Genomic DNA, 21,512 nt, shown 5'->3' with positions numbered 1-21,512 from the left:
AAATGGCAGCTAAGGCCGTCATGGGGCGGCCCTGGTGATGTCTCTTTTCAGCGCCTCCACGAAGCGGATGACCTGGCCAATCGTGTCGTCGTACCAAATATCATTGTGACCAGAACCGTCATATATCCGCATCTGCTTTGGCTCGGGAGCGATGCGATATAGCGCTTCGCCCGAAGACAGCGGGATGATGTCGTCACGCCGGCCGTGGATGAACAGCTTCGGTTGCCTCAGCTTCGCTATTCTGAGGTCCGAGCGGAAGGGATCCTTGACAAGAAGCGCAACCGGAACGAACGGGTAGTACGTCTGTGCGAGCGACAGGACCGACAGGTAGGCGGACACCAGGATGACGGCCGCAGCCGGCCTTTGTGCCGCCGTGTTGACGGCGACGCCGCTGCCCAAAGACTGGCCCAGCACAACGATCTTGCCTTCAGTGCGTATAAAAAGCCAATCGAACGCGGCGATGCCGTCGGTCAGAAGCCCGTCCTCGCTCGGCGAGCCGGTCGATCCCGGATAGCCGCGATAGGAAATCGCCAGCAGGCCAATGCCCCGCGCCGCCAACGCCTGGGCGAGGAAGCCGTAGTTGCTGGCCCGATCAGCATTTCCGAGAAAGAAGAGCACAGACGGCTTGCCGGACTCGCCCCGGCGGTAGAGTCCATGAAGCGTCTCTCCGTCGGACGTCCTGATAAAGATGCTCTCGCCCCAGCGCGCGTGCTCTGGAGCAAGTGTAGGGCTGGCGCCCGGATAGAGGAGGGCGCGCTGTGAAAGATACATCAGGCCGACAAGCGACACATACGCGAAGGCCGCCATCAGCGGCAAGATCAGCACGAGTTTGGTGACGCTCACGACAACATGTCCAAACGTAGGTCCGTCGAATGTCCAGAACCTCTTCCGGCAAAGCCATCCCGTTCCCGAATGAAGCGGAACCGCGCGAATCCTATCGCTTCCAGTAGTGGACGGCGAATCGTCTTTGGCCTATCGATGGACCCATGCGATCGTCCTTGGAACATCTGCCGGAAGAAAAGCAGCGCGAGCTTGCCCGCGTCGTTGCGATCATCCATGAGGAGTTCGCCGATGCGTTGTCGGGCACGTCTGCAGCCTTCAAGAAGCGCGGCCGGATCCTGAAGATCATCCAGTTCGGTTCCTATTGTCGCGGCACCTGGGTCGACGAGCCGCATACGATGAAGGGCTACCGCTCCGACTACGACATCCTGGTGCTCGTCAATTCCAAGCAACTGGCCGAGCCGCAATACTGGGACAAAGCCACCGATCGGCTGATATGGGACAAGGATGTGGAGACGCCGGTCGGGCTGATCGTCCACGGCGCCAGGGAGGTGAACAACTTCCTGGCCGACGGCCAATATTTCTTCGTCGACATCCTGCGCGAGGGCATCGTGCTTTACGAGCTCGATGACCGGCCACTGGCCGAACCGAGAAAACTCTCCGCCGTCGATGCGCTGAGAGTGGCGAAGGAGCACTTCGAGAGGCAGTTTGCTAGCGCAAAATACCTTTGCCAGTTAGCACAGTATGCGATCTCTGATGGCAAACCCAATCACGCGGCCTTCAATTTCCACCAAGCAGTCGAAACCGCTTATTCCGGCCTGCTGCTCACGCTCACCAATTATAGCCCGCCATCGCACAATCTGAAATTCCTGCGCGGGCTGGCGGAGGACCAGGACCGCCGGCTCATCGAGGCATGGCCGCGCGATCAGCACCGCTATACTGCCTGGTACAACATCCTCAACGAAGCCTATGTGAAGGCACGTTATTCAAAGCACTTCGAGATCACCGAAGAAGCACTCGATTGGCTGCTTGAGCGGACAGAACACCTCCACCGTCTCGTCGAAGCCATTTGCAGGGAGCGTCTGGCGGAACTGGAGCGGGCAAGCGGCGGCAGTTGACGGCCGTCGGCAGTTTCGATGGTTCGCGACTGGGCGTGGGTAGCGCTGCCGGAGAAGAAATTTCCGGCACCGTTTGTCCGGTGCCGTAGAGCTTTTACGGACATCACATAGCGCGCCGCAGCACGTTGTGCGGATTCCTTCTTTTTCTTGCCTTCCCTCTCCTCTAAGACTTCACATATCCGATGTGGCAATAAAGGTGATATATGGCGGGTGAAACTGTTCTCGTGGTCGGCGGAGCCGGCTATATCGGCTCTCATACGTGCCTCGATCTGGCGAACAAGGGTTACAAACCGGTCGTCTTCGACAATTTCTCGAATGGTCATCGCGAATTCGTCAGGTGGGGGCCCGCCGAGGAGGGCGACATTCGTGATCGCGTCCGGCTCGAGGAGGTTCTGGCCAAGCACAAGCCATCGGCGATTTTGCATTTTGCAGCGCTGATCGAAGTCGGCGAATCGGTGAAGGATCCTGTTTCCTTCTACGAGAACAATGTTATCGGGACGCTGACCCTGCTTTCGGCCGCGCAAGCCGCAGGCATCAAGGCTTTCGTCTTCTCATCCACCTGCGCGACATACGGGCTGCCGCAGAGCGTGCCGCTTGACGAGGCGCACCGGCAGGTGCCGATCAATCCCTACGGGCGAACGAAATACATCGTCGAGCAGGCGCTCGCCGATTACGATCAGTACAAGGGTCTCCGATCCGTGATCCTGCGGTATTTCAATGCGGCGGGCGCGGATTTCGAAGGACGGATCGGCGAGTGGCATCAGCCGGAAACCCATGCCATTCCGCTTGCAATCGATGCGGCACTCGGCCGGCGGCAGGGTTTCAAGGTCTTCGGCAGCGACTACGAGACACGCGATGGCACCTGCGTGCGCGACTATATCCACGTGCTCGATCTGGCGGATGCGCATGTGCGCGCTGTCGAATATCTGTTGAAGGGCGGCGATTCCGTTGCGCTAAACCTCGGGACGGGGACGGGCACGACGGTCAAGGAGTTGCTCGGGGCGATCGAAGAGGTGTCGAAGCGGCCTTTCCCGGTCGAATATATCGGGCGCCGGGAAGGCGATTCGCACACGCTGGTTGCCAATAATGACAAGGCCCGCGATGTGCTTGGCTGGGCACCGCAATATGATCTTTCGCAGATCATCCAGTCGGCGTGGAACTGGCATTCCAGATCCAATCACTGAGGCGGCTTTCATGAAGCGGCCGAACGTCCTTCTCATCACCGCGGATCAATGGCGCGGTGATTGCCTTTCGGCCACCGGCCACGCCTGTGTCAGGACGCCGAATGTCGATGCGTTGGCGAGGGAAGGCGTGCTTTTTCGCAATCACTTCGCCGGCGCGGCACCCTGTTCGCCGGCGCGGGCGACGCTTTACACCGGCCTTTACCAGATGAACCATCGGGTTTGCCGGAACGGCTCGCCGCTCGACCGCCGTTTCGACAACCTGGCGCTGGCGGCAAGGCGCGCCGGCTATGATCCGACCTTGTTCGGCTATACGGATACCGCGCCTGACCCGCGCGAACTTGATAGGAACGACCCGCACCTTGAGACCTACGAAGGTCTGCTGCCAGGGTTTACCGCGCGCCAGCTCCTGCCCGAGCATGAGAAGCAGTGGCTTTCGTGGTTGCGCTCACGCGGGCATCGCAATGCAGTCAGCCGGGACATCCATGTTCCGCTAGGTGCCGCCCGCGGCGAAATTTCGGCGGAACCGACCGCTTACTCCAGGCAAGAAACGCAAACTGCGTTTCTTGCCTGCGAATTCATTCGCTGGCTCGGCGAACAGGATGCGCCGTGGTTTGCCCACGTTTCCTTCCTGCGGCCGCATCCGCCATTTTCGGTGCCTGAGCCCTTCGGCAGGATGTTCAAACCGGACGACGGACCGGAGTTTTCACGGGCGAAAAGCCGTGAGATCGAAGAGGCGCTGCATCCTTATCTTAGCTATTCGATGCCGAAGAACGACAAGGGCAGCTTCATATATGGCGCCGAGGGTTCGGTCAGCGACTGGAGAGCTGCGGATTTCGCGGCAATCCGGGCGATCTATTACGGGATGATTGCCGAGGTGGATGCGCAGCTTGGCCGGATCTGGCAGGCGCTGAAGGATGCCGGCGTGTGGGACGACACGATCATCCTCTTTACCTCCGACCATGCCGAAATGATGGGTGATCACTGGACGCTTGGCAAAGGCGGTTTTTTTGATGGCAGCTATCACATTCCCCTGGTCATACGCGACCCAAAAGCGGCGGTGAGAGGTCACGTGGTCGAGCGCTTCACGAGTGCGGCGGATATCTTTCCAACGCTTTGCGACAGTCTGGGCGTCGAGACAGCCAACCATGTCGACGGCCGCTCATTGCGCTCGTTCATCGATCATGGAGATGCGATCGACTGGCGGGAGGCGGCATTCTGGGAATTTGATTTCCGCGACATCGCCAATGGCGAAGCGGAGCGCCACTTCGGCCTGAAATCAAACCAGTGCAATCTGGCGGTGATCCGGGACGAACGGTTCAAATATGTGCATTTTGCCGCCCTGCCGCCGCTACTCTTCGATCTCAAGGCCGATCCGATGGAGCTCAACAATCTCGCTCCCGATCCAGCCTATGCAGCGACGCGCCTGGAGTTCGCCGAGAGGCTGTTATCGCACCGGGCGCGGCATCTCGACCAGACGCTTGCCTATACGGAGCTGACGAAAGAAGGGCGGGCCGGTCACGCGCCGGCCCTGATTACTCACGAGAAGCGGCCAAGATAATCAATCTTGCCGACCGGCACGCCCTGATTGCGCAGGATCGCGTGTGCCGTCGCGACGTGGAAGTAGAAGTTCGGCAGTGCGAAGGTCGCGACATATTCGTCGCCGCGGAAGGTCATCTTGTTGCCGCCGGGCGCGATCGTAACTTCATTCGTTTCTGTGCCTTCAAGCGCTTCCGGCGCAATCGTCGCGAGATAGGCTTCGGTCTTGGCGATGCGCTCGCGGAGCTCGGCGATCGTCGTTTCGCTGTCCTCGAATTTCGGTGCTTCGGTGGAGGTCAGGCGGGCGACTGCCAGCTTGGCGCTGTCGCTCGCACGTTGATATTGGCCCGATAGCGGCAGCATATCGGGCGCAAGCCTGGCAGCAACCAGTTCATCCGGATCGATCCCCTTCTCCTTTGCGTAAGCCTCGGCCTTTTCGAGGTAGTTTTTTAGCGTCGTAAGTCCGCGCTGAAACATCGGAACGGTCAGGCGGTACATGGAAATGGACATGGCTTCTCCTTGGGGATTTTTCGTGGGCGCAGCGGTTTTGATCGTTACGTCCGCACATTTAGGCGCGCGCTGTGACGATTTCATCGGCCTGCCCGCCCATAGCTTCATATTTTCAGTGCGGCTTTCGGTCTTCATTTCCTTGAAAAGAGTTGACGCCGCTGCGACGGCGGCTCACGCGAAAACCATTGGCGTTTCCATGGCGCTTTATTTCAAGCCAAGGCGTGTTTACTCATCCGCTATAAAATTCTGAGAAGGGGGCTGGCCAATTCTGCCAGCTTTTCTATTCTGCACGCTTGTCATTTGCTCGGCAGGGCAGAGCAGGAAAACAGATGCAGCTTGTATTTGATGGCCATAATGACGTTCTCCTCAGGCTTTGGACACATGAAAGGGATGGCAACGACCCGGTTGCCGAATTTCTGAACGGGACGACATCAGGCCACATCGATGGACCACGCGCCCGGCAGGGTGGTCTCGCCGGCGGCCTTTGCGCCATCTACGTGCCCTCGGGCGATCTCGTCTTCGCCGATCCCGATCAAAACGGACATTACGAAACGCCGATGGCCGCACCTCTCGACCGGCTGCCGTCACTTGGCGTCGCGACCGAGATGGCGGCGATTGCACTGCGTCTCGACAAGGCGGGCGCCTGGCGCCTCTGCCGGACGGTGAAGGACATCCGCAACGCCATGGCAAGCGGTGTTTTTGCCGCGGTCATGCATATGGAAGGCTGCGAGGCGATCGGGCCTGACCTTTCCGCACTCGAGGTCTTTCATGCGGCGGGCTTGCGCTCTCTGGGACCTGTCTGGAGCAGGCATAACGTCTTCGGACACGGCGTGCCCTTCGCCTTCCCGATGTCGCCAGATACTGCGCCGGGGCTGACCGGTGCCGGCTTTGAGCTGGTGCACGAATGCAATCGCCTGGGCATCATGATCGATCTGTCCCACATAACGGAAAAGGGCTTCTGGGACGTCGCGAAGACAACAGATCAACCGCTGGTCGCTACGCATTCGAACGTGCATGCGCTGACGCCGGTGGCGCGCAATCTGACGGATAAGCAGCTTGATGCGATCAGGGAGAGCAAGGGGCTTATCGGTCTCAATTACGCGACTGCGATGTTGAGGCCGGATGGCCGCTCCGAGGGCGACACACCGATCAGGGACATGATCCGCCATATCAACTATCTCGTCGACCGCGTCGGGATCGATTGCGTTGCACTCGGATCCGATTTCGATGGCGCGACCATTCCGGACGAAATAGGCGACGCGGCTGGCAACCAGAAGCTGATTGCCGCTCTCCGGGACGTTGGATATGGTGAGGAGGATCGACGGAAACTCGCCAGCGAGAACTGGCTTCGGATCCTGGCTTCGGCGTGGGGGGAGAAGAACGCCTGAGCCAAAATACCGCTTTGTAATCAATCAAGAACAGGGGAACAGATCGATGATGATTACTAAACTCAGCCGCAACTTTCGCGCCCTTTCTGCGGGGGCCGCGCTTTCGCTGCTCATGCTGACGGCGCCTGCCGCTTTTGCCGAGACGCCGAAGGATACGCTCGTCGAAGGTTTGGCCATCGATGACATCATTTCGATGGATCCAGGCGAGGCCTTCGAGTTTTCAACGGCAGAAATGACAACCAACACCTATAGCCTGCTGGTCCGCCTCGACCTCAACGACACGACGAAGGTCAAGGGTGATCTTGCCGAGAGCTGGAGCGTCTCCGATGACGGCCTCACCTATACGTTCAAGCTGAAGCCCGGTCTGAAGTTCGCCTCAGGCAACCCGGTCACCGCTGAGGATGTCGCCTGGTCCTTCGAGCGCGCCGTCAAACTCGACAAGAGCCCGGCATTCATCCTGACACAGTTTGGCCTGACCGGAGACAACGTGACTGAAAAGGCCAAGGCTGCGGACGAAAACACATTCGTCTTCACGGTCGACAAGGCCTATGCGCCGAGCTTCGTACTGAACTGCCTGACGGCGACGGTTGCCTCCGTGGTCGACAAGAAGCTGGTGATGGATCACATCAAGCCGATGACGCCAAGCGCGGAATACAAGCATGACAACGACTTCGGCAATGAATGGCTGAAGACGGGCTATGCCGGCTCCGGCGCCTACAAGCTTCGCGAATGGCGCGCCAACGAAGTCGTCGTGCTGGAGCGCAACGACAATTACTACGGCGACAAACCGAAGCTGAACCGCGTCATCTACCGCTACATGAAGGAAAGTGCCGCACAACGCCTGGCGCTGGAGGCAGGCGACATCGATATCGCGCGCAATCTCGAGCCGGGCGATCTCGACGCTGTTTCGAAGAACGCCGACCTCGCGGTGGCAAGCGCACCGAAAAGCACGATCTATTATGTGAGCCTCAACCTCAAGAACGAGAACCTGAAGAAGCCGGAGGTGCAGCAGGCCTTCAAGTATCTCGTCGATTACGATGCGATCAGCTCGACGCTCATCAAGGGCATCGGCGAAATCCACCAGACATTCCTGCCAAAGGGCCAGCTCGGCGCGCTTGACGAAATTCCCTTCAAGCTCGACGTCGCCAAGGCGAAGGAATTGCTGGCAAAGGCCGGTCTTGCGGATGGCTTCTCGGTGACGATGGACGTGCGGAACACTCAGCCGGTCACCGGCATTGCCGAATCCATGCAGCAGACGCTGGCACAGGCCGGAGTGAAACTCGAAATCATTCCGGGCGACGGCAAGCAGACGCTGACGAAATACCGCGCCCGCACGCACGACATGTATATCGGCAATTGGGGATCCGACTATTTCGACCCGAACTCGAATGCCGATACCTTCACGGCGAACCCGGACAATTCGGATGCGGGCACGAACAAGACGCTCGCATGGCGCAATACCTTCGAAACGCCGGAACTCGACAAGCAGACCAAGGCAGCACTGCTTGAGCGCGACGGTGCCAAGCGCGCCGCGATGTACCAGGATATCCAGAAGAAGTACCTGGAGAACAGCCCCTTCATCTTCATCTTCCAGCAGATCGAAGTCGCCGGCTATCGCAAGAACCTGAAGGACTTCAAACTCGGACCGAGCTTCGATACGAACTTCGTTGGCCCAATCGCCAAGGAATAATCCGGCAGGATTCGTTCGTTGAGCATTATCGAAACAAAAATGGAGGCGCGGCCCGCCAAGGGTCGTGCCGTTCCTCTCGCCAAAGCAATCGGGCGTTTCCTGATCGCTGCCGTGACGACCTATCTTGGACTTCTGGCCGTCACCTTCTTCATCGGCCGTGTCGTGCCGATCGATCCGGTTCTTGCGATCCTTGGCGACCGCGCTCCGACGCATGTCGTGGAGCGCGTGCGTGAAGAGCTCGGCTTCAATCTGCCGCTCTATCAGCAATTCTTCATCTATATCAAAGGTATCCTTTCCGGTGATTTCGGCAATTCGGTGCTGACCACCAATCCGGTGATGACCGATATCCGTCGCGTCTTTCCAGCAACAATCGAGCTTGCGACCCTCGGCACCATTTTTGGCGCCCTGATTGGGATCCCGCTCGGCGTGCTTGCGGCTGTGCGGCGCGGCAGCCTTGCCGACCAGATTGTGCGTGTCGTCGGGCTTGTCGGCTATTCCGTGCCGATCTTCTGGCTGGCCTTGATCTCGCTTGTCGTATTCTATGCGCAACTGCGCTGGGTGGCCTTCCCGGGGCGCATCGATATCGTCTTTGAATATACGTTCACGCCGATTACGGGCTTTTATCTGATCGACAGCCTCTGGCAGGGGCAGTGGGACGTCTTCTACGACGTCTTCCGGCACATTATCTTGCCGGCATCGCTGCTCGGCTATTTCTCGCTCGCCTATATCAGCCGGATGACGCGCAGCTTCATGCTGAACGAGCTCAGTCAGGAATATATCGTGGCTGCGCGCGCCAAGGGGCTTTCGGAAACCCGGGTAATTTGGGGCCACGCATTGCGCAATGCCGCGGTGCCGCTTGTCACGGTGATTGCGCTCTCCTACGCCGGGCTTCTCGAAGGCTCGGTGCTGACGGAGACGGTGTTCTCCTGGCCGGGCATTGGCCTCTACATCACCAACTCCTTGCAGAATGCCGATATGAACGCTGTCCTCGGCGGCACGATCGTCATCGGCACGGTGTTCATCGGCATCAACCTCCTGTCCGATCTTCTCTATCGGACGCTCGATCCAAGGACGCGAAGCCGATGACGGTTCCAGCCAGCCAGCCAGCGCCGATGAGCCGCCGCGAGTGGTTGCTTTCCGATCGCCCGCAATCGCGTGTACAGGCACGTCTCGGGCGCGCCTATGTGACCTGGCGGCAGTTCAGTGCGAACAAGCTTGCCGTCCTTGGTCTCATTATCATTGTCGCGCTGCTTTTCGTTGCCGCCTTCGCTAATCTCTTGGCCACGCATTCGCCGGTGGTCGGCGATCTAAAGAATGCGCGACTTCTGCCGCCAGGTACCGGCGAGTATCTGCTCGGCACGGACGACCAGGGTCGCGATATCCTTTCGCGCCTGATCTACGGGTCGCGGCTGACGCTCTTCGTCGTCGTGCTGGTGGCGATCATCTCGGCGCCGATTGGACTGATTGTCGGCACGGTCTCCGGCTATGCCGGCGGATGGGTGGATGCAGTGCTGATGCGTATCACCGATATCTTCCTGGCGTTCCCGAAGCTGGTGCTGGCGCTTGCCTTTGTCGCGGCGCTCGGGCCGGGCATCGAAAACGCGATCATCGCGATTGCAATCACGTCCTGGCCTCCTTACGCCCGCATTGCGCGGGCGGAAACGCTGACGGTGCGGCGCTCGGATTACATCTCGGCGGTCAAGCTGATGGGTGCATCGCCGGTCCGCATCATCATCCGCCATGTCATGCCGCTCTGCCTCTCGTCGCTGATCGTTCGCGTAACGCTCGACATGGCGGGTATCATCCTGACGGCTGCCGGTCTCGGCTTTCTCGGTCTCGGCGCGCAGCCGCCACTGCCGGAATGGGGTGCGATGATCGCCTCGGGTCGCCGTTTCATTCTCGATCAATGGTGGGTCGCAGCCATGCCGGGTATTGCGATCCTTATCGTCAGCCTCGGTTTCAACCTGCTTGGCGACGGCCTGCGCGACGCGCTCGATCCCAAGGAGAGCGGCCAATGACGGCTTTGCTGACGGTCGACAATCTCAAGGTCAGCTACCCGACGCGCACCGGCGTGATCGAAGCTGTTCGCGGCGTTTCCTTCACACTGGACAGGGAACGCCTCGGAATTGTCGGGGAGTCCGGATCCGGCAAGTCGCAGACCGGCCGAGCGATCATGGGGCTCACGCCGAAGCACGGCATTGTCACGGCCGACAAGCTCGACTTCAACGGCATCGATCTGCTCCAGGCTCCAGCGAAAGAACGGCGGCTCCTGCGCGGCAAGCGCATCGCCATGGTGTTGCAGGATCCGAAATATTCGCTTGATCCGGTGATGTCGATCGGCCGGCAGATCTGCGAGACGCTGAGAACGCATGAGAAGGTCAGCAAGGCCGAGGCGACCGAACGGGCGCTTGCCATGCTGGAGGCGGTGCAGATTCGCGATCCGAAGCGTGTCTTCGATCTCTACCCGCATGAGGTCTCAGGCGGCATGGGCCAACGTGCAATGATCGCCATGATGCTGATTGCCGGGCCGGAACTGCTGATCGCTGACGAGCCCACCTCGGCGCTCGACGTCACCGTGCAGCTCGACGTGTTGAAGATCCTGGACAAGCTGGTTTCCGAGCGCGGCATGGGGCTTATCTTCGTGTCGCATGATCTGCGTCTTGTTTCCTCGTTCTGCGACCGCGTCATCGTGATGTATGCCGGTAAGATCGTTGAAGAGCTTAGGGCTTCTGACCTCAAAAATGCACAGCATCCCTATACGCAGGGACTTTTGAACTGCATGCCGCAAATCGGAGAAGATCGCCATCCGCTGCCGGTGCTCGACCGCAAGCCGGAGTGGGCTGCATGAGTGCGGCGCTTTCGGTCGAAAATCTCAGCGTCGTCTATGACGACTTTCATGCGCTTCAAGATGTCAGCATCGCGGTCGCATCCGGCGGCTCCTTCGGGCTGGTTGGGGAATCCGGTTCCGGCAAGTCGACGCTGCTTCGTGCGGTAGCGGGCCTGGCGCCGGTCAAGGGTGGCACAATTCGCGTTCATGATCAGCTGCTTCAGGGTGCAAAACGCAGCAAGGCTTTCTATCGAAATGTCCAGATGGTGTTCCAGGACCCTTATGGCTCGCTGCACCCACGGCAGACGATCGACCGGCTGCTGCTCGAGCCATTGGCAATTCACGGGATTGCCGACAGCGAGAAGCGCATCGCGCGGGCACTGGGCGAGGTCGGCCTTGGAAACGGCTTCCGCTTCCGCTATCCGCACCAGCTTTCCGGCGGCCAGCGGCAGCGTGTGGCGATTGCGCGCGCCCTGATCGTCGAGCCGTCGATCCTGCTGCTCGATGAACCGACGTCGGCGCTCGACGCTTCCGTGCAGGCGGAGGTGCTCAATCTGCTGGAACAGATCAGGCGTGACCGCAAACTGACCTTTGTCATGGTGAGCCACGACCTTGGTGTCGTTACCCATATGTGTGAAAGGCTTGCCGTGATGCGCAACGGCGCCGTCGTCGAACGGCTGACCTCCGGCCAACTGGCCAGCGGGGACGTTCATGAGGATTACACGAGAAATTTGATGATTGCGAGCAAAGGCTTCGTCAAAACCAGAACTGCAGATTTTTCAGATATTTGAAATCCTTTCGGGCGCTGGCCATTCAAGGTTAAGCAGCCGTTAAAAGACGACTATTCGACTAGACTATTGACAGCCGATTTTCATCTGTCATGATCCTGTTAACGAGTGTTAGCTTTCGTGATCGTGGAGGTGAGGCATGTTCTTTCTCGGCGGAATGACCATGGGATATCTCGATCCTCCGGCCAAGGTCGAACGGAGCGAGCAGACACGCGTTGCCATTCCCGCTGAAAAAGATCGCCGATTGATCGAGGCTTCCTCGGGTGCCCAAAGAGAAGAAAACGCAATCGAGCGTTCGTTGATCTGGGCATGGCGCACTCTTTGCTGAGCCGGGTCAGATTTTCTATCCCTCGCGCCTTGGAAGGAAATTTATCTCTACCTAGCTTATAGAGAATATAGGAATATCAGTGCCGGCAGACCGCCGCGCCAATAAAAAAGAGACGGAGGCAACACATGGCAGACCTGGGTATTTCGCATACTCAAGCGAACTATTATGGTTCCGTACCGGCCAAGAAGCCGGCTTCAATGCGCCAGAAGCTTCATTTTGCGCTCAATGCCACGCTGTTTACCGCGGCGTTCGCTTTCGTTGCAGCCCTAGTCTGCGGCGTTATCGGCTGATCGAGCTGTCGTGCCGGCATGTTGCCGGCACATTACGAATTTACTTCTCAAATCGCTGGCTGGGACATTCTTCTGCGTGAACCGGGAATTTTCGGCCAACAACAACAGCGGTCCAATCACGTTTGAAAATCCGGTGCCCGATGGGTGCCGGATTTTTCTTTTGAATAGCGACGAACTGCCAAAATTGAGGTAAGCAAAGCTGGGCAATTCCGTGCCTCTTGACTTGAATTATCGGGAGGGTGTCCAACTTTCCCGGATGGTTCTTCGGGGGTGAAGGCAAAATGCAGCTCTGACCGGCAGATTCGTGCCATAAATCAGGCCTAAACCGTTTCGTATCGGAAATCTGTGGCTTTCGCATCTTCCTGGAAAGCCCCTTGGCCGTTCATGTCGCAGTCATAATTGCCGGTGCAAAAGGCTAGGCAAAATTACCATAACCTTAGTTTGGACCCAGAACCGAACCCATGACCATTTCCATTCCGTCTCCAAACCCGTCACGCGAATCCGAAGTCAAGCACATCGATCACAACGACTCGGTGCGCTCGACCTACCTGTCGATTGAAGACATCAAGGCGATGGGTGAGTCGATCGCCCGCAAAGGCGTCGATTCGCTGCCGGCTTTTACTGCCTTCGATTTTTTTGCACGGCATAAGGAGAACGAGAAGGAAATCCTGCGCGTTTACCGCACGACCGCGGCCGACGTGGAAGCGGGCGAGACGATCACGCCTGCCGCCGAATGGCTTCTCGATAACCACTATATCGTCGAAGAGGCAATTCAGGAGGTCCGCCGCGACTTCCCGCGGCGCTTCTATCGCGAGCTGCCGACCATCGATGTCGATGGTGTGCAGGTACCGCGCACGCTGGTGCTCGCCTGGCTCTATGTCGCTCACACCCACAGCACCGTTTCACAGGAAAGTCTAACGGCGCTTGTCGATGGCTTCCAGCTGGGTGAGACGTTGCGCATCGGTGAGCTTTGGGCGGTCCCCTCACTCGTGCGTTATGTTCTCGTCGAAAACCTCCGTCGCATTTCCAGCCGCGTTGAACGCAGCCGGCGCATACGCCGCCGTGCGAACGAGGCGGCCGATGAACTCGTGCGTTTGGACGATCCGGCGAAGGCTGCGGAGTATCTGAGGACGCTCGAACCGCTTGCCGAGGACAATACCTTCTCGACGCAGTTCCTCTATCGCATGCGCGACGGTTCGCAGGCGTCTAGCCTTGCGATCGCCTGGCTCGACGAGCGTCTGGAAATGCTCGGCCGTGATACCGAAGAAGCGACGATGGCGGAGCATAGCCGCCTCTCCTCCGGTAATGTCACGATGGGCAACATCATCCGGAGCCTTCGCGAGATCGATGATGCGGAATGGTCGGTCTGGGTCGAGCAGGTCAGCCATGTCGACAAGCTGCTCTGGGAGAATTCCGATTACGGCATCCTCGATTCGGGATCACGCAACAAATACCGCAAGCAGATCGAAAAGCTCGCCAAGCGCTCGCCGCTGACGGAAATGGAAGTCGCCCAGTTGGCGCTCGACATGACCAGCGAAGCCAGAGCCTCCGAGGAGCCGCAACCGCATGAGCCGAATGTCGGCGGCTTTCTTGCCGGCATGCACCGGCCGAAGCTTGAAGAACGTGCCAATTATCGTCCGACCTTCGTCCAGCATTTTGTTCGAACAGTCCGCAAGTTCAACTGGCTGTCGATTGCCCTCCCCGTCATGCTGCTTACCGTCATTGCGATGGCGATCGTCGGACGCTTCATGGCCAATGCCGGCATGGGCACGTTGGAAATCGCCGTATTGCTGATCATGTTCTCTCTTCCGGCATCGGAGGGCGCGACCGGTCTTTTCAACACCTTGCTGTCCTTCTTCGTGACGCCGTCGCGGCTTGTCGGCTATGAGTTCAAGGAAGGCATTCCGGAAGATGCACGCACGCTGCTTGTCGTGCCATGCCTGATTTCGAACCGCGACAGCGTCGACGACCTGGTTCGCAATCTCGAGGTTCACTATCTCGCGAATCCGCGCGGCGAAATCTATTTCGCGCTGCTGAGCGACTGGCCCGACAGCGACGTCGAGGAGACGCCGAACGACCTGGAAGTGCTGGACTACGCCCGGCGTGAAATCGCCAATCTTTCGGCACGTTACGCCTATGACGGCAAAACGCGCTTCTATCTCCTGCATCGCCGCCGCCTCTACAACCCGTCAGAGGGCGTCTGGATGGGCTGGGAGCGCAAGCGCGGCAAGCTGCACGAGCTGAACATGCTTTTGCGCGGCGACAGCGACACGACCTATCTGCCGGGCGCCAATATTGTGCCGGCTGGCGTTCAGTATATCATGACGCTCGATTCCGACACGCGCCTGATGCGCGATGCCGTGACCAAGCTTGTCGGCAAACTCTATCATCCGATCAACCGTCCGGTGATAAACCCGAAGACCGGCCGCGTCGAAAGCGGCTATGGCGTGCTGCAGCCGCGCGTGACCCCGTCGCTGACAACCGGCAAGGACGCTTCGGTCTTCCAGCGCGTCTTCTCGATCAACCGCGGCCTCGACCCTTACGTCTTCACGGTTTCCGATGTCTACCAGGACCTCGCCGGCGAAGGCACGTTTACCGGCAAGGGCCTTTATCATGTCGATGCCTTCGAAGCTTCGCTGAGGGATCGCATCGATGAGAATTCGGTGCTGAGCCACGATCTTCTCGAAGGTTCGATGGCGCGCTGCGCACTCGTCACCGATCTCGAGCTCGTCGAAGACTTCCCGATCCGCTACGAAGTCGAGGCCTCGCGCCAGCATCGCTGGGCGCGTGGCGATTGGCAACTCCTGCCATATATGTTCAATCCAAAATACGGCGTCACCGCTCTCGGGCGCTGGAAGATGTTCGATAACCTGCGCCGCTCGCTGACGCCGATCGCCTGGTTCTTCGCTTCCGTGCTAGGCTGGTATTTTATGGGCCCGCTTGGCGCACTCGTATGGCAGATCCTCCTGATCTTCTGCCTTTTCGTTGCGCCGACGCTGTCGCTCATCCACGGCATCATTCCACGCACCAGCGATATCGTTGCACGGGCACATCTTTATACCGTGTGGTCGGATATCCGCGCTGCGAACGCCCAGGTGGCGCTTCGTATCGTTTTCATTGCCGATACGGCTTGCATGATGGTCGATGCGATCGGCCGCTCGCTCTACCGTCTTCTCGTCAGCCACAAATTGATGCTGCAATGGCGCACTGCTGCCAGCGTCCAAGCGGGCGGGCAGGGAACGATCCTCTCCTACTACGGCGCGATGTGGCACGCCCCGGTGCTCGCGCTGCTCGCACTCGGCTTTGCAGCACTTCCCGGCGACAACGCATTCCTCGTCGGCATCCCGTTTGCCCTGCTGTGGACCCTGTCGCCGCTCGTTGCCTGGTATGTCAGCCAGTCGGCAGAGACCGAAGACCGCCTGGAAGTCGCCGATTCGGTCTCAAGCGAGCTCAGGAAGATCGCACGCCGCACCTGGCGTTATTTCGATACGTTCACCACGGCGGAACAGAATTACCTGCCGCCGGATAACATTCAGGAGACGCCGCACGTCATCGTCGCGAGCCGCACCTCGCCGACCAATATCGGCGTGTATCTGCTCTCGGTCGTTTCCGGCCGCCAGTTCGGCTGGTTTTCCTTCGAGGAAACGATCGAGCGGCTGGAGCAGACGATCGGCACCATCGACAAGATGGAGAAGTATCGCGGCCACCTCTTTAACTGGTACCACACCGATACGCTTCAGACCCTTGGGCCGCGATACGTTTCGGCTGTCGACAGCGGCAATCTCGCCGGTCACCTGATTGCCGTTTCATCGGCTTGCCGCAATTGGGCCGAGGCCCCGTCGGCGCATATGCAGGGCAATCTCGACGGCGTCGGCGACACTGCCGGCATCCTCGGCGAAGTACTGGCCGACCTTCCGGACGATCGCAAGACGGTCCGTCCGCTCCGCCGTCGCCTGGAAGAACGAATCGTCGGCTTCCAGAACGCGCTCGCCGCCGTTAAGCGCGAGCACGAGTTTGCCTCGATCCGCGTCATCAACCTTGCGGTTCTTGCGCGTGACATCCAGAAGCTTGCGGCAAATCTGGATCACGAAGTGAAGTCGGCACTCAGCGGCGAACTTACCCGTTGGGCCGAAGCACTCGTCAAGATTTGCGAAGCGCATATTTCCGACAGCACATTCGACCTTTCGAATATCGATGCTTTGCGGCCGCGGCTGATTGCCCTTCGCGACAAGGCCCGCGATCTCGCCTTCTCGATGGATTTCAGCTTCCTGTTCCGTCCGGAACGCCGCCTTCTTTCGATCGGCTATCGCGTCGAAAGCGGCGAGCTCGACCAGGCCTGCTACGACCTTTTGGCGTCGGAATGCCGGCTGACCAGTCTCTTCGGCATCGCAAAGGGCGACTTGCCGACGGAGCATTGGTATCGCCTCGGCCGGCAAGTCGTGCCGGTCGGTTCGCGCGGCGCTCTGGTCTCTTGGTCCGGCTCGATGTTCGAATATCTGATGCCGCCGCTCGTCATGCAGGAGCGCGGCGGGGGTATTCTCAATCAGACCAACAACCTGGTCGTGGTCGAGCAGATGAACTACGGACGCAAGCTCGGTATTCCGTGGGGCATTTCGGAAGCTGCCTTCAATGCTCGCGACCATAACCTCAACTATCAGTACACGAACTTCGGCGTGCCTACGCTTGGCCTGAAGCGCGGCCTCGGCCACAATGCCGTCATCGCGCCTTATGCCTCTATCCTCGCCAGCCAATACGACCCGCAAGGGGCACTCGAAAATCTGCAACGCCTGCGCAAGCTCGGTGCGCTCGGCAAATTCGGATTCCACGATGCCGTCGACTTCACGCCGACCCGCGTGCCGGAAGGCAAGAAATGCGCTGTTGTCTATAACTACTATGCGCACCATCACGGCATGTCGATTGCGGCGGTTGCCAATGTTGCTTTCAATGGGCATCTGCGTGAGCTCTTCCACTCCGATCCGGTGATCGAAGCAGCCGAACTGCTGCTGCAGGAAAAGGCGCCGCGCGACATCCCCGTCATGAGCGGCAAGCACGAATCGGATACGCCCGCCAGCATTCAGGAAGATCTGCTGCGGCCGGAGCTTCGCAAGATCGCCGATCCGCTTTCGCGCGATCGCGAACTCATGTTCCTGTCCAACGGTCACTATTCGATGATGTTGACGGCGACCGGTGCCGGCTACGCACACTGGAACGGCCAGGCCGTTACCCGCTGGAAAGCCGACCCGACGGAAGACCGCTGGGGAAGCTTCATCTTCCTGCGCGACACGGCGACCAACGAATGGTGGTCGGCCACCGCCGAACCAAAAAGTGTCGAGGGCGAAAAGGTCAATGTGCTCTTCGCCGACGAAAAGGCGGAATTCACCAAGGTTGTTGGCGACCTCAGCAGTGAATTGGAATGCATCGTTGCGACTGAGCATGATGCGGAAGGCCGCAGGCTGACGCTTCTCAACATGGGATCGGAAGACCGCTTCATCGAAGTCACCTCCTATTTGGAGCCGGTGATCACATTGGATGACACGGACAATGCGCATCCGGCTTTCGCCCGCATGTTCGTGAAGACGGAATTTGGCAGGCGCGGCGACGTCATCCGTGCCGAACGCAACAGACGCGATCCGGGCGAGCCGAACATGAGCATCGCCCATCTGATCGTCGACAGTGCCGGTCCTTCCCGGCAAACGGAATTTGAGACCGATCGCCGCAAATTCCTCGGCCGCGGCCGTAGTCTTGCAGATGCCGCAGCCTTTGATCCTGGTGCGACGCTTTCGGGCACCGACGGCTTCACGCTCGATCCGATCCTTTCGCTGCGCCGCACGGTTCGTGTGCCGGCTGGCAAGAAAGTCAGCGTGATCTTCTGGACGATCGCCGCCCCTAGCCGCGATGAGGTGGACAAGGCTGTCGAGCGCTATCGGCACGCCGATGCCTTCAACCATGAGCTTGTTCAGGCCTGGACACGCACGCAGGTGCAGATGCGCCATGTCGGCGTGACGTCGCAGCAGGCTGCCGCCTTCCAGTATCTCGGCCGGCATTTGGTCTATCCGGACATGGACTTGCGCGCCGATGCTGCGGCAGTACGAGCCGGCATGAAGTCACAATCGTCGCTGTGGCCGCTTGCGATCTCCGGCGACTTCCCGATCTTCATGCTGCGCATCGATGACGACATGGATCTCGATATCGTTCGCGAGGCATTGCTGGCGGAGGAATATCTGCGCTCGCGTGGCGTGACGGCCGATCTTGTCATCATGAACGAGCGTGCATCCTCCTATGCGCAGGACATGCAGCATGCCGTGGACCAGATGTGCGAAAACGTGCGCCGCATTGGCCAGGTCGATGGCCTTCGGCAACATATCTTTGCCGTCCGGAGGGATTTGATGGAGGAGGCGACCTATCATGCCCTGATCGCCGCTTCGCGCGTCACCTTCCATGCGAAGAACGGCAAGGTTGTCGATCAGATCAACCGCGCCATCGCCCTTTCTGCGCCGTCCAAGGACGACCTGCCGGAAATGGAACGCGAGCAGCGTAAGACCCCGGTCAAGCGCGTGGCGCGTGTCGTGCAGCCCAGGCCGCCGGCGCTCGTGATCGAGGAGGAAGGCGATCTCGACTTCTGGAACGGCTTCGGTGGTTTTGCCCGCGACGGCCGCGAATATGTCGTTCGTCTTGCTGGCGGCACGGCAACACCGCAGCCCTGGATCAACGTGATCTCGAACGAGAAGTTCGGCTTCCATGTGTCTGCGGAAGGCGCGGGTTTCACCTGGAGCGTCAACTCGCGCGACTATCAGCTGACCTCCTGGTCGAACGATGCCGTCGTCAATCGCTCAGGCGAGGCGATTTACGTCACCGACCTGGAAAGTGGCGCGCTGATGACGCCCTTTGCTGGGCTTTCGCAGCGGAGCGATGTCCGTTTTGAGGCACGCCATGGTCTCGGCTACTCAGTCTTCTCCAGCGAGCAGAACGATATCGCGCTCGAAGTGATACAGACGGTCGATCGCCTGAGGCCGGTCAAGCTGCAGCGCGTCCGGTTGCGCAACATGGGTACCACGGCGCGCAAACTGCGGCTCTATGGTTATGTCGAGTGGGTTCTCGGCAACAACGCCCAGCGCTCGGTGCCCTTCATCCTCTCATCCCTTGACGAGGAAACCGGCGCACTCCTTGCCGCCAACCAGTACAGCATCGACTTCTCGAACCGGGTATCCTTCTTTGCCGCCAGCGTGAAGCCGTCGAGCTTCACTACAAGCAGGCGCGAGTTCATCGGCAAGGCCGGCACGATCCGGGCTCCGCAGGCACTCAAGCCACCCTTTGCGCTTTCCAACGCCACGGAACTTGACGGCGACCCGGCAGCGGCTCTCGCAATCGATATCGAAATCGGTGCTGGAGAAGAGCGTGACGTCACGTTCTTCCTGGGCGACACGGCGTCGAGGCAAGAGGCCCAAACCTTGATCGCCGAGATCCGCAAGACCGCTGTCGAGGACACTGTTCAGGCAAACCGCGATTTCTGGCAGAGCTTTACGGGCAAAGTTCAGATTTCGACGCCGAACCAGGCCATGAACAATCTCGTCAATGCCTGGCTGCCCTATCAGAGCCTTGGCTGCCGCATCATGGCACGGTCGGCCTTCTATCAGGCAAGCGGCGCCTTTGGCTTCCGCGATCAGTTGCAGGATACGCTGGCTTTCGTGCTTCAGGAGCCATCGCTCGCGCGCAACCAGATCGTCAACGCTGCCTCGAGGCAGTTCCGCGAGGGCGATGTCCAGCATTGGTGGCTGCCGGGAACCGGCGCGGGTGTCCGTACGTTGATTTCGGACGACGTGGTCTGGCTCGCCTATGCGATCCATCACTATTGCAGCGCAACGGGCGACAAGAGCGTGCTTGACGAGGAATTGCCGTTCCTCGAGGGCCCGGCGTTGCTCGAAGGCCAGCACGACTCCTTTTATCGTCCGGAAGTCTCGGACGACAAGGCCAGCATCTACGAGCATGCCGCCTTGGCACTTGATCTCGCGATCAAGCGCAAGGGCTCAAACGGCCTGCCGCTGATCATGGGCGGCGACTGGAACGACGGCATGAACCGTGTCGGCATCCAAGGCCAGGGCACAAGCGTGTGGCTTGGCTGGTTCCTGGCAGGCGCGCTGCGGTCCTTCATTCCCTATGCGCAAGAGCGGGGCGACGCTGCTCGCGTCGAGCGCTGGACGAAACATCTCGGTGAACTGAAGGCCGCGCTCGAAAGTGAAGGTTGGGATGGCGGCTATTATCGCCGAGGCACATTCGACGACGGCAGCCTGCTCGGTTCGAAGGAAAGCCTGGAATGCCAGATCGATTCGATCGCGCAATCCTGGAGCGTGCTTTCCGGCGAAGGCAATCCGGATCACGCGGTCAAGGCCATGGACGCTGTTTTGAACCGCCTTGTGGACAAAGAAGCGCGAATCATCCGCCTATTTACCCCGCCTTTTGCCACGTCGGTCAGGGATCCGGGTTATATCAAGGCCTATCCACCCGGTGTTCGCGAGAATGGCGGCCAGTACACGCATGCGGCTACCTGGGTGGTTATGGCGCTTGCTGAGCTCAACCGGGGCGATGATGCATTGGCCTGCTTCGAACTCCTGAACCCGATCACCCATGCGCGCGACAAAGCTTCTGCCGAGCACTATCGAGTCGAGCCCTATACGGTGGCTGCCGACGTCTACGGCGAAGGTGCGCTCAAGGGCCGCGGCGGCTGGACGTGGTATACGGGGTCCGCGGGCTGGCTCTATCGTGCCGCAGTCGAAGGGATTCTGGGTATCCGTTTGAAAAACGGACGGATTTTTGTTCGTCCAGCACTGCCGAGCGGTTGGGACGGCTTTTCGGCGGAGATCGAACATTCAGGTGTGAAATATCGCATTTCGGTCTCAAAATCGTCCCATCCGGACGGCTACACTCTGGTCATCAACGGCAGCGAAGTCGCCAATCCCCATGAGGGATATTCGGTCGGATAGCAGCATTTTCGACGCTCACACTCCGGCGATTCGTTGCAGCCAAAAGGTGAAACTTTTTGGCTGCAACCGCGTTTGCAGATCGAAACAGGAGAACC

Annotated in this window: 15 protein-coding genes; 13 read left to right on the top strand and 2 right to left on the bottom strand. The window is 59.4% G+C overall.

Translation table 11 applies throughout. The features are described 5' to 3' along the window. Nucleotides 1-18: 18 nt before the first annotated feature. Nucleotides 19-843 carry an alpha/beta hydrolase gene (locus tag QA644_RS18815; protein WP_283069995.1) on the bottom strand — a complete coding sequence of 275 codons (825 nt, stop codon included), beginning with the start codon at nt 841-843 and terminating at the stop codon, nt 19-21. 143 nt (nt 844-986) lie between these two features. On the opposite strand from QA644_RS18815, the gene QA644_RS18810 reads away from it, so the two are divergent. The 3 genes from QA644_RS18810 to QA644_RS18800 all read left to right on the top strand — a co-directional run bounded on the left by QA644_RS18810 (nt 987) and on the right by QA644_RS18800 (nt 4,640). After that, nucleotides 987-1,898, top strand: coding sequence for a HEPN domain-containing protein (locus QA644_RS18810; protein ID WP_283069994.1), 912 nt, complete (start codon nt 987-989; stop codon nt 1,896-1,898). Between the two features lie 203 nt (nt 1,899-2,101). Further along, the gene (galE, locus tag QA644_RS18805) at nt 2,102-3,082 is read left to right on the top strand and encodes a UDP-glucose 4-epimerase GalE (protein ID WP_283069992.1); all 981 of its coding nucleotides are present in this window, start codon (nt 2,102-2,104) and stop codon (nt 3,080-3,082) included. 10 nt (nt 3,083-3,092) lie between these two features. Beyond that, the gene (locus tag QA644_RS18800; RefSeq protein WP_283069990.1) at nt 3,093-4,640 is read left to right on the top strand and encodes an alkaline phosphatase family protein; all 1,548 of its coding nucleotides are present in this window, start codon (nt 3,093-3,095) and stop codon (nt 4,638-4,640) included. Here the strand turns inward: QA644_RS18800 and QA644_RS18795 are convergent. Continuing rightward, nucleotides 4,619-5,128, bottom strand: coding sequence for a DUF1993 domain-containing protein (locus tag QA644_RS18795; RefSeq protein WP_283069988.1), 510 nt, complete (start codon nt 5,126-5,128; stop codon nt 4,619-4,621). The two genes, QA644_RS18800 and QA644_RS18795, sit on opposite strands and share 22 nt — an antisense overlap. On the opposite strand from QA644_RS18795, the gene QA644_RS18790 reads away from it, so the two are divergent. The 10 genes from QA644_RS18790 to QA644_RS18745 all read left to right on the top strand — a co-directional run bounded on the left by QA644_RS18790 (nt 5,127) and on the right by QA644_RS18745 (nt 21,417). After that, on the top strand, nt 5,127-5,378 hold the full coding sequence (locus QA644_RS18790; protein ID WP_283069986.1) for a hypothetical protein: 252 nt from the start codon (nt 5,127-5,129) through the stop codon (nt 5,376-5,378). The genes QA644_RS18795 and QA644_RS18790 overlap by 2 nt on opposite strands. A 79-nt stretch (nt 5,379-5,457) precedes the next feature. Then, entirely contained in the window at nt 5,458-6,516 is a 1,059-nt protein-coding gene (locus QA644_RS18785; protein ID WP_283069985.1) for a dipeptidase, read from the top strand. Between the two features lie 46 nt (nt 6,517-6,562). Continuing rightward, nucleotides 6,563-8,206 (top strand): ABC transporter substrate-binding protein, encoded by a 1,644-nt coding sequence (locus tag QA644_RS18780; RefSeq protein ID WP_283069983.1) that lies wholly within the window; start codon nt 6,563-6,565, stop codon nt 8,204-8,206. 18 nt (nt 8,207-8,224) lie between these two features. Then, a complete protein-coding gene (locus tag QA644_RS18775; protein ID WP_194728468.1) occupies nt 8,225-9,292 on the top strand; it encodes an ABC transporter permease in 1,068 nt (355 codons plus the stop codon). Further along, nucleotides 9,289-10,224: a nickel transporter permease gene (nikC, locus tag QA644_RS18770; RefSeq protein ID WP_074070036.1), complete on the top strand. Its 936-nt coding sequence runs from the start codon at nt 9,289-9,291 to the stop codon at nt 10,222-10,224. Before QA644_RS18775 ends, nikC begins: the two co-directional genes overlap by 4 nt. Further along, nucleotides 10,221-11,054 carry an ABC transporter ATP-binding protein gene (locus tag QA644_RS18765; protein WP_194728467.1) on the top strand — a complete coding sequence of 278 codons (834 nt, stop codon included), beginning with the start codon at nt 10,221-10,223 and terminating at the stop codon, nt 11,052-11,054. The genes nikC and QA644_RS18765 overlap by 4 nt, the downstream gene beginning before the upstream one ends. Continuing rightward, nucleotides 11,051-11,824 carry an ABC transporter ATP-binding protein gene (locus tag QA644_RS18760; protein WP_194728466.1) on the top strand — a complete coding sequence of 258 codons (774 nt, stop codon included), beginning with the start codon at nt 11,051-11,053 and terminating at the stop codon, nt 11,822-11,824. Before QA644_RS18765 ends, QA644_RS18760 begins: the two co-directional genes overlap by 4 nt. Before the next feature lie 136 nt (nt 11,825-11,960). Next, the gene (locus QA644_RS18755) at nt 11,961-12,149 is read left to right on the top strand and encodes a hypothetical protein (protein ID WP_074070033.1); all 189 of its coding nucleotides are present in this window, start codon (nt 11,961-11,963) and stop codon (nt 12,147-12,149) included. A 125-nt stretch (nt 12,150-12,274) separates the two neighbouring features. Continuing rightward, the gene (locus QA644_RS18750) at nt 12,275-12,439 is read left to right on the top strand and encodes a hypothetical protein (RefSeq protein ID WP_183928945.1); all 165 of its coding nucleotides are present in this window, start codon (nt 12,275-12,277) and stop codon (nt 12,437-12,439) included. 461 nt (nt 12,440-12,900) lie between these two features. Then, nucleotides 12,901-21,417 carry a glucoamylase family protein gene (locus tag QA644_RS18745; RefSeq protein ID WP_283069960.1) on the top strand — a complete coding sequence of 2,839 codons (8,517 nt, stop codon included), beginning with the start codon at nt 12,901-12,903 and terminating at the stop codon, nt 21,415-21,417. Nucleotides 21,418-21,512: the final 95 nt, after the last annotated feature.

The organism is Rhizobium sp. CC1099, from assembly GCF_029714385.1.
In the GTDB taxonomy this organism is placed as follows: Bacteria; Pseudomonadota; Alphaproteobacteria; order Rhizobiales; family Rhizobiaceae; genus Rhizobium.
This window is presented reverse-complemented; position numbering and strand designations above follow the sequence as displayed.

Bases quoted from the DNA above. Each gene is read 5' to 3' on its own strand.
- QA644_RS18810 (WP_283069994.1), top strand. From the start codon at position 987: ATGCGATCGTCCTTGGAACATCTGCCGGAAGAAAAGCAGCGCGAGCTT.
- galE (WP_283069992.1), top strand. From the start codon at position 2,102: ATGGCGGGTGAAACTGTTCTCGTGGTCGGCGGAGCCGGCTATATCGGC.
- QA644_RS18800 (WP_283069990.1), top strand. From the start codon at position 3,093: ATGAAGCGGCCGAACGTCCTTCTCATCACCGCGGATCAATGGCGCGGT.
- QA644_RS18790 (WP_283069986.1), top strand. From the start codon at position 5,127: ATGGCTTCTCCTTGGGGATTTTTCGTGGGCGCAGCGGTTTTGATCGTT.
- QA644_RS18795 (WP_283069988.1), bottom strand. From the start codon at position 5,128: ATGTCCATTTCCATGTACCGCCTGACCGTTCCGATGTTTCAGCGCGGA.
- QA644_RS18785 (WP_283069985.1), top strand. From the start codon at position 5,458: ATGCAGCTTGTATTTGATGGCCATAATGACGTTCTCCTCAGGCTTTGG.
- QA644_RS18780 (WP_283069983.1), top strand. From the start codon at position 6,563: ATGATGATTACTAAACTCAGCCGCAACTTTCGCGCCCTTTCTGCGGGG.
- nikC (WP_074070036.1), top strand. From the start codon at position 9,289: ATGACGGTTCCAGCCAGCCAGCCAGCGCCGATGAGCCGCCGCGAGTGG.
- QA644_RS18765 (WP_194728467.1), top strand. From the start codon at position 10,221: ATGACGGCTTTGCTGACGGTCGACAATCTCAAGGTCAGCTACCCGACG.
- QA644_RS18760 (WP_194728466.1), top strand. From the start codon at position 11,051: ATGAGTGCGGCGCTTTCGGTCGAAAATCTCAGCGTCGTCTATGACGAC.
- QA644_RS18755 (WP_074070033.1), top strand. From the start codon at position 11,961: ATGTTCTTTCTCGGCGGAATGACCATGGGATATCTCGATCCTCCGGCC.
- QA644_RS18750 (WP_183928945.1), top strand. From the start codon at position 12,275: ATGGCAGACCTGGGTATTTCGCATACTCAAGCGAACTATTATGGTTCC.
- QA644_RS18745 (WP_283069960.1), top strand. From the start codon at position 12,901: ATGACCATTTCCATTCCGTCTCCAAACCCGTCACGCGAATCCGAAGTC.